This is a genomic window from Micromonospora sp. DT62 (genome assembly GCF_049847285.1).
Classification (GTDB): Bacteria; Actinomycetota; Actinomycetes; order Mycobacteriales; family Micromonosporaceae; genus Micromonospora; species Micromonospora reichwaldensis.
The window spans coordinates 136,779-142,932 of sequence record NZ_JBNCOB010000003.1 but is presented as its reverse complement, the minus strand read 5'-3'; the positions used below and the strand labels follow the sequence as shown (position 1 = coordinate 142,932).

The following is a 6,154-nucleotide window of genomic DNA, read 5'->3' as shown; positions in this document are numbered from 1 at the left end:
CGGAGCGGCAGAGCATGGGAGGGATCGCACAGCTTGGGACGGTGAGGAGCCCCGGAATGAACGAGCACGCGAGCTGGAAGCCGTTGGAGATCACCCCGGAGAGCGCCGGCTGCGCGCCGAGCGCCGAGGGACTGGTCGGCCACCTGCGCGAGCTGGACCTGGCGGAGGTGCTCACGGCCGAGAAGGCGCTCGTCTTCCGTGGCTTCGGGGTGCGGCCGGAGACCCTGGACCCGGTGATGGACCTGCTGCTGCCGAGGCGACTGGCGTACGTGCACGGCAACTCGCCGCGCACCAAGGTGGGCCGCAACGTCTACACCTCCACCGAGTACCCGTCCCGCTACACCATCTCAATGCACAACGAGCTGTCGTACGCGGCGCGGTGGCCGGCCCGGCTGCTCTTCTTCTGCCAGATCGCCGCCGAGACCGGCGGCGCCACCCCCGTCGTCGACGCCGAACTGTGGCTCGACTCCCTGGACCCGCAGCTGCGCGCCGACTTCGCCGGTGGCCTGCGGTACCAGCAGAACCTGCACGACGGCATGGGGCTGGGCAAGAGCTGGCGGGACACGTTCGAGACCGACAGCCGCGACGAGGTCGAGGAGTTCCTCGCCGGCGCCGGCGCCACCTGGGAGTGGACCGCCGACGGGCTGCGGGTGATCCAGCTCCGGCCGGCCACGCTGCGGCACCCGGTCACCGGGGCCGAGGTGTGGTTCAACCAGGCCGACCAGTGGCACCCGGCCGGCCTGGACGACGACATCGCCAGGGTGATGACCCAGGTGATGGGCCCGGACGAGCTGCCCCAGTCGGTGACCTTCGCCGACGGCTCCCCGATCCCCGACGAGTACGTCACCCAGATCCGCGACCGGGGCCTGGAGGCGGCGGTCGACGTCGACTGGCGGGTCGGCGACCTGCTGCTGATCGACAACGTGCTCACCGCGCACGGCCGGCGCCCGTACACAGGTGACCGCCGGGTGCTGGTGGCGATGTCGGACTGAGCGGCGCGACCGGGAAGTGCCCCAGATGTCCCTGCCCCGTCCGACCGGCGGCGATCCCTGGCTGCGGGTGTTCCGGGGCGGCGCGCACCCGGATCTGCGGTTGGTCTGCCTGCCGCACGCCGGCGGCTCGGCCGGGTTCTTCCAGACCTGGGCAGCGCGGCTGCCGGACTCCGTCGATGTGCTCGCCGTCCGCTACCCGGGCCGGCAGGACCGGCTCTCCGAGCCGTGCGTCGACCGGATGGACGTGCTCGCCGACCGGGTCACCGAGGCGCTCACCGGGTACCTGGACCGTCCCCTCGCCCTGTTCGGCCACAGCATGGGCGCCTCGGTCGCCTACGAGGTGGCCGCCCGGCTGGAGGAGCGGTTCGGCGTCGTGCCGGCGTTCCTGTTCGTCTCGGGGCACGGGGCACCGCACGTCACCCGGATCGACCAGCACCCCGACCACCTCGACGACGAGGAGTTCCTCGCCCGGATCGCCGCGCTCGGCGAGGTGGATCCGATGGTCTTCCGCTCCCGGAAGCTGCGGGAGCTGGTCGTACCGGCGCTCCGGGCCGACCTGCGGCTGATCCACGGCTACCTGCCGCGCGCGCCCCGGACCGTGTCCGCGCCGATCACGGCGTACCTCGGCACGGGGGATCCGGCCTGCGACCGGGAGTCGGTCTCCGCCTGGGCGGAGCTGACCACCGGCGGCTTCCGGCTGCGGGCGTTCCCCGGCGACCACTTCTATCTCGTGCCGGCGCGGGCGGAGCTGCTCGCGGACCTGACCGCGCAGCTCGCCGGCCGGCCGTCCGTTTCCCGTGCCGCGGCATCCGTGGCCGCGCACCTGACCTGACCGGCACCGCCGGATTCGCACCTGGAGGGCGCATCGTGACCGCACCGGACGTCGAGGCGACGCCACAGCCGCTCGTGGACGTGGACCAGGAACGCCACGCGCGGTTCCGTACCTCCTTCGAGGCGGTGACGGACTTCGGGCGCCGGCTGCTGGCGGCCCGGTTGGCCGCCGCGGGCGTCCTGCCCGCCCCCGGGGCCGTCGCCGGCCGGGAGGAGATCCTGGCCCGGCTCGCGGTGGCTTCCGGCTACCAGCGGCTCGGCGACGCCCTGCTCGACCTGCTGGCGGACGCCGGCCTGCTGCGTCGGCACGGCGACGGGCTCGCCGTGACCGGACGGGTCGCCGAGGCGGCCGCGTTCGCCGAGGACGACGCGGTCGACGCGGCGGCGGCGACGCTGCGCCGGGAGCACCCGGAGGCCGCCGGATACGTGCCGCTGCTGGTCGCCTGCCAGACGCAGCTCGTCGAGGTGGTGCGGGGCGACCGGCCGGCGAACGAGGTGCTCTTCCCGGGCGGTTCCGCCGACCTGGTCTCCGCGATCTACCGGGACAACGTCCAGCTGGACTTCTACAACCGGCTCTGCGCGGCGCGGGTGCGGGAGCACGTCCGGCAGTTCCTGCGGCGCTACCCGCGGTCCTACGCCCACGTCATGGAGGTGGGCGCGGGGACCGGTGGCACCAGCGGCCCGGTGCTCGACGCCCTGGCGGACCGGACGGAGCGGCTGCGGTACTTCTACACCGACGTGGGGCCCGCGTTCCTGCGGCTGGGGCGGCAGCGCTTCGGTGTCGACCGGCCACACGTCGACTTCGCCCGCTACAACGTGGAGGGCGTACCCGAGGACCAGGGCTTCGAACCCGGCTCGATGGAGGTCGTGCTGGCCAGCAACGTCCTGCACGCCACCCTGCGGATCTCCGCCGCGCTGCGGCACTGCCACGCGCTGCTCAAGCCGGGCGGCATCCTGGTGATCAACGAGATGACCAGCCGCCTCGACTACAACACGCTGACCTTCGGCCTGGCCGAGGGCTGGTGGCGGCACGCGGAGGACGAGCCGCGAGTGCCGGCGTCCCCGCTGCTGGACGTGGCGGGCTGGCGGGCCGCCCTGGGCCGGGCCGGCTTCGTCGACGTGCGGGCGCACGCCGTGCCCGGGCTCGACGCCGCCGAGCAGGTGCAGACCATGTTCGTGGCGACGGCCACCGGTGGGGGCGGCTCGTCCCGCTGAGGTTCCGTCCCGTCCGCGTACGCCCCGACCGGGGTCGCGTCCACCGTGCCGCGCGGCACGGGCCGCGACCCCGGTAGCGCCCTGCGCGACCCCTGTGGAGCACCGGTGTCGGCGCCTAAACCCGGTAGGTCTTTACCCGCACCCCTAAATGTTCCGGCAAGATCTTTCGTTCACGAATATTCGGTGATATCAATTCCGCACTCGATTCCTCTACCCCCGGAGTGCGACGTGCGGAGAACCCGTCTCGTTTCCCTCGCCCTGAGCCTGGCTACGGCTCTCGGCGTCAGCCTCACCATGGCAGCCCCCGCCCAGGCCGCCGCCACCGACCGCTACGTGGCGCTCGGTGACTCGTACGCCTCGGGCGTGGGCGCCGGCAGCTACACCAGCGAGAGCGGTTCCTGCCAGCGCAGCACCAACGCGTACCCGGCCCTGTACGCCGCCAACATCAAGCCCGCGTCGTACCGCTCGGTCGCCTGCTCCGGTGCCACCACCACCAGCCTGATCAACACGCAGCTGTCGGCGCTGAGCTCCACCACCACCCTGGTCAGCGTCACGATCGGCGGCAACGACGTCGGCTTCGGCAACATCATGTCCACCTGCGTGCTCCAGGGCACCACCCAGTGCGTGGCCGCCGTGCAGGCCGCCGAGGACAAGGCTCGGGCCCAGCTGCCCGGCCTGCTGCGCAACGTCTACAACGGCATCAAGACCCGGGCGCCCTCGGCCCGGGTGGTGGTCGTCGGATACCCGGTCTTCTACCAGCTCGGCACCACCTGCATCGGGCTGAGCGCCACCTCCCGGGCGAAGATCAACGAGGGCATCAACCTGGTCGACGACCTCACCCGCACCGCCGCCGTCGCCGCCGGCTTCAAGTTCGCCGACGTGCGGTCGCAGTTCGTCGGGCACCAGCTGTGCAGCTCCGGCACGAAGTGGCTGCACGCCCTCAACTTCGCCAACCTCGGCATCTCGTACCACCCGACCGCGGCCGGCCAGTCCGGCGGTTACTACCCGGTCTTCCGCTCCGTCGCGGGCTGACCGACGCGCTCTGCGTCCGGGCGCTCCCGGTCCCGCCCCCCCCTCGGGGCCGGGAGCGTGCAGGGCGGGAGGACGGGGCACGGTCGCCCGCGCGGCGTCCGTGCCCCGTCCGACCATCCGGCGTCCCGGTCGACCGCCGACGCCGGACGGCCGGAGCGACCCCGGCGAGCGCGCCGGGGCCGCCCGGTCAGCACCGGACGATCGAGGAGTTGCTCAGCCCGACGTTGCTGATGGTCAGGTTGTCCGCGCAGGGGTTCTCGACGATCCGGCTGTTCACCAGGGTGAAGTTGCGCAGCGTGACGTCCCGGTTGCCGGGGAACTCGGTGCGCTCGGCCAGCCGCACCTCGCCGCCGCCGCTGATCGTGCCGCCGCCGGCCGCGATGTCCACGCCCTGGCAGTTCTCGATCAGGATGGCGTTGTTGCCGGTGTTGGCGATGTCCACCCGGTCGATGACGGCGCCGCCGGACTCGGAGACGCAGAAGATCCCCCGGCCGCCGCCGCGCGCCCGGACGGTACCCACCCGGACGTTGGTCGGGTAGCCGGAGCCCACGCGCCCGTTGCGGTTGGCCATCCGGAAGGCGGCGTACCCGGTGCCGGCGCCGGCGTTCTCGGCGTCGACGGTGGTGACCGTGGCGTTGATCGTCTGGTTGAGCAGCAGGCCCGACTCGCCCACGTCGCGCGCCGTGACGGTGCCGATGGTCAGCCCGTCCACGCCGTACGTCTCGACCGCGTGGGAGCTGGCGCCGGAGACGTACGCGCTGTCGATCCGGACGTTGCGGGTCCACTGGCTGGTGTCCCCGCGGTTGTCGATCCGGATCCCGAGCCCGCCGCCCAGCCGCATGTCGATCCGGCCGAGGACGACGTTTGTCACGTTGCGCAGGAAGATCCCGTAGAGCGGGGTGCCGGTGACGGTGAGGTGTCCGACCTCGATGTTGCTGGTGCCACGGGAGTAGATGGGCGCCTGGTCGCCGCTGCCCGAGCCGGTGACGTTGATGGTGCCGCAGACGTCGATCGCGGTGTGGCTGGGCAGGGAGATCCGTGAGCCGGCGCTCATCGAGCCGGAGCCGCGTACGACGACGCGCTGCTTGCTGGTCCGCCCGGCGCTGAGGCTGTTCACGGCGGCCTGGACGGCGGCGCGCATGTCGCTGCCGGTGTAGACCGTGCTGGCGCCGTTGCGGGCGGTCCAGGTGCCGCCGCTGAGCACCGCCTCGGCGTGGAACGTTCCGCTGCCGCAGGCGGTGCCGCCGGAGCCGAGGTTGACCAACTGCCACTGCTGGTTGGTGCCGCCGAGGTCCTGGTACTGGGAGATCATCGCGCCGTCGGCGGTCGACCACTGCCACACGTCGAGGGCCTTGTTCGAGTGCCGGTTGACGAGGCGGACGTGGCCGCCGTCGGAGTCGGCGAGCCGGAAGTGCTGCCGGGTGTTGCCGCTGGCGGCGGTGTTCTGGACGAGTTGGACCCCGTCCTCGGCGCTCGGCAGTTCCAGCACCTTGCCGCTGTGCGCGGAGCGGATCTGGTGGTATCCGCCGCCCACGTCGACGAACCGCCACTGCTGCACGGCCAGGTCGTTGCGGGTGAACTGGTTGACCGGCGCGCCGTCGGCGGTGGACCAGCCCCACAGGTCCATGGCCTTGCCGCTGTGCCGGTTGACGAGGACGTAGGTGGCCCCGGGGTCGACCGTGGCCGCCGCGGCGGGTCGCGGACCGACGGCCACGGCGGCGCCGACGAGCGTCAGCACTGCCGTGGCCACCAGCGGGAGCCGGCGGCGGCGGAAGGGTCTGTTGGTGGTGGGAGGTGTCATCAGGCTCCTTCGAGAGCTGTCCGGCCGGGGGGATGGCGTCGTCGGCCCGCAGCCAATCCACCCGTGTCTATGTCAATGGCAATGGTAAGCGCTTTCCCTCGACCCGGTGGAAGTTCGCTCGCGCGGGTTGGCCTGCTGCTTCCGGCGCCCCCGGTGGTCGTGCGGCGATCGGCCCACCTGGCCGGCGTCCGCCGAATGGGGGAGTGCGGGTAACGGTCGGGTCACGAGGGATTCCCACGAGGTTCAGGGCGGCCTACTGTGCGAGGCAGGAGGTCAGACCTCC

At 72.5% G+C, this 6,154-nt stretch carries 5 protein-coding genes; 4 read left to right on the top strand and 1 reads right to left on the bottom strand.

The genetic code is table 11. The annotated features are described in order from the left end of the window. The first annotated feature begins 56 nt into the window (after positions 1-56). The 4 genes from ACPXCB_RS06575 (at position 57) to ACPXCB_RS06560 (ending at position 4,070) form a co-directional block, all read left to right on the top strand. Positions 57-992, top strand: coding sequence for a TauD/TfdA family dioxygenase (locus ACPXCB_RS06575; protein ID WP_425873121.1), 936 nt, complete (start codon positions 57-59; stop codon positions 990-992). A 25-nt stretch (positions 993-1,017) separates the two neighbouring features. Next, a complete protein-coding gene (locus tag ACPXCB_RS06570) occupies positions 1,018-1,824 on the top strand; it encodes a thioesterase II family protein (RefSeq protein WP_425873119.1) in 807 nt (268 codons plus the stop codon). Positions 1,825-1,859: 35 nt separating this feature from the next. Beyond that, a complete protein-coding gene (locus tag ACPXCB_RS06565) occupies positions 1,860-3,038 on the top strand; it encodes a class I SAM-dependent methyltransferase (RefSeq protein ID WP_425873117.1) in 1,179 nt (392 codons plus the stop codon). 228 nt (positions 3,039-3,266) lie between these two features. Further along, positions 3,267-4,070: an SGNH/GDSL hydrolase family protein gene (locus ACPXCB_RS06560; RefSeq protein WP_425873115.1), complete on the top strand. Its 804-nt coding sequence runs from the start codon at positions 3,267-3,269 to the stop codon at positions 4,068-4,070. Positions 4,071-4,257: 187 nt separating this feature from the next. On the opposite strand, the gene ACPXCB_RS06555 is transcribed toward ACPXCB_RS06560, so the two are convergent. After that, positions 4,258-5,871, bottom strand: coding sequence for an RICIN domain-containing protein (locus tag ACPXCB_RS06555; RefSeq protein WP_425873113.1), 1,614 nt, complete (start codon positions 5,869-5,871; stop codon positions 4,258-4,260). Positions 5,872-6,154: the final 283 nt, after the last annotated feature.

Excerpts from the sequence above, each read along its gene's own strand:
- ACPXCB_RS06575 (WP_425873121.1), top strand. The coding sequence starts at position 57 with ATGAACGAGCACGCGAGCTGGAAGCCGTTGGAGATCACCCCGGAGAGC.
- ACPXCB_RS06570 (WP_425873119.1), top strand. The coding sequence starts at position 1,018 with ATGTCCCTGCCCCGTCCGACCGGCGGCGATCCCTGGCTGCGGGTGTTC.
- ACPXCB_RS06555 (WP_425873113.1), bottom strand. The coding sequence starts at position 5,871 with ATGACACCTCCCACCACCAACAGACCCTTCCGCCGCCGCCGGCTCCCG.